Origin of the sequence: Pseudomonas oleovorans subsp. oleovorans (assembly GCF_002197815.1) — a bacterium.
GTDB classification, from domain to species: domain Bacteria; phylum Pseudomonadota; class Gammaproteobacteria; order Pseudomonadales; family Pseudomonadaceae; genus Aquipseudomonas; species Aquipseudomonas oleovorans.
In genome coordinates this window covers 1-1,929 of sequence record NZ_NIUB01000079.1, presented here as the reverse complement: position 1 = coordinate 1,929, position 1,929 = coordinate 1, and the positions used below count along the sequence as shown (strand labels likewise).

Sequence of the window (1,929 nt, the reverse complement as noted above, 5' to 3'; positions counted from 1 at the left end):
TGGGTGCGCCAGGCATGGCGCGTAGCGCCGTGACTGGCGCTGTTCGGTTCACTGTGGTGGTGAACCGGACGACTTGGAGGTGAAAGTCCTCTGCACGCCCGGCAAGGGGAAGTGCTAGCGGAAGGCAAGGGTGTCGCGGGTGACTGCGAATCTGAAGGAAGCCGGAAGCAAATGGCTGGCCTGACGAACAGGAAGCGGATGGAGGCGGCGTAGCGGGGTGAGGCGGCCCAATTCGTCAAAGCCCGGTACTTGCACGGCACGCTACGACGTAGATCCGCCAGGCATAAGCTGGAAGGTCGCGCGAATTACCCTGGGAGATCTGCATGTTTGCCGCTGGGCTACCGGGCGTCGAGAGGCGACGGGATGGGCGTGCAGAAGTCAGCCGAGGCCGTAGTAAGTGACGAGCAACCACGTCACCAAGGGCCGAACAGGTCATACCGCCGGTAGGCGTTGGAGTCTCATGGGATGTCGAACCGCAGAAGCTTCCCCCCAGGGGAAGGCTGTTCCCCGGCATGGTGGACGGAATCCGCGCATGCCGGCTGACAGTGCGCAGACACCGATGGCGTCTGTAACGTGGACGAAAGCGGAGCCGAACACGCTGATGGAGCGGGTGCTGTCGCCGGCGAACCTGAGGCGTGCGTATCGACGGGTGGTGAACAACCGGGGCGCACCGGGGGCCGATGGCCTGTCGGTGGACGAACTCGCGGGCTACCTGAAGCAGTATTGGCCGTCCCTGCGGGAGCGGCTGCAGACGGGTGAATACCAGCCGTACGGCGTCCGTGCGGTGAACATTCCCAAGCCCGATGGCGGGGTCAGAACGCTGGGGATACCCAGCGTGCTGGATCGCCTGATCCAGCAGGCGCTGCTGCAGCAACTGACGCCGCTTTTCGAACCGCTGTTCTCGGACTTCAGCTACGGCTTTCGTCCGGGGCGCAGCGCGCACCAGGCCATCGAAATGGCCCGCGCCCATGTGGCGGCGGGCTATCGCTGGAGCGTGGAACTGGACCTGGAGAAATTCTTCGACCGGGTCGACCACGATCTGCTGATGGACCTGCTGGCGCGTCAGGTCGAAGACCCGCGTGTGCGGCGGCTGGTTCGGCGCTACCTGGAAGCCGGTGTCATGGCGGGTGGGCTCGTGAGCCTGCGACGAGAAGGCACGCCGCAAGGCGGGCCGCTCTCGCCCCTGCTCTCGAACATCCTGCTGAACGAGCTGGACCGGGAGCTGAGCCGGCGCGGCCATCGCTTCGTGCGCTATGCCGACGACGCGAACGTCTACGTCCGCAGTCGGCAGGCGGGCGAGCGGGTGCTAGCCAGTCTGGAGCGTTTTCTGGAGCAGCGGCTGCGGTTGCGGTTGAACCGGGCCAAGAGCCAGGTCATCCGCCCGTGGCGCAGCAGTTACCTGGGCTACGGCATGACCGTGCACCGGCAGCCGAAACTGCGGATTGCCGGCAGCAGCCTGCAGCGCCTGCGCGAACGGGTGAAAAGCCTGCTACGTGCTAGGCGGGGTAGTCAGCTGACCTGGCTGATCGAGCGGCTCAACCCGGTTCTGCGTGGCTGGAGCAGCTACTTCAAGCTGAGCCAGAGCAAGCGGCCTGTGGAAGAGCTGGATGGCTGGGTGCGGCGGTTGCTGCGCAATGTGCTGTGGCGGCACTGGAAACGACCGGTTACCCGGGCACGCAATCTGATGCGGCTGGGCTTACCGGAGGAGCGGGCCTGGAAGTCGGCCACCAACGGGCGCGGCCCCTGGTGGAACGCCGGCGCCTTGCACCTGCGGCAGGCGCTGCCGAAGAAACGCTGGGATGCGCTTGGACTGGTGTCAATACTGGATACGATCACTCGGCTTAGCCGTATGGCCTGAACCGCCGTATACGGAACCGTACGTACGGTGGTGTGAGAGGACGGCGGGGGCGACCCCGCCTCCTACTCGAT

General features: G+C 65.5%; 1 protein-coding gene. It reads left to right on the top strand.

The features are described 5' to 3' along the window. The first annotated feature begins 532 nt into the window (after nucleotides 1-532). A complete protein-coding gene (gene ltrA, locus PSOLE_RS23290; protein ID WP_045107731.1) occupies nucleotides 533-1,858 on the top strand; it encodes a group II intron reverse transcriptase/maturase in 1,326 nt (441 codons plus the stop codon). Nucleotides 1,859-1,929: the final 71 nt, after the last annotated feature.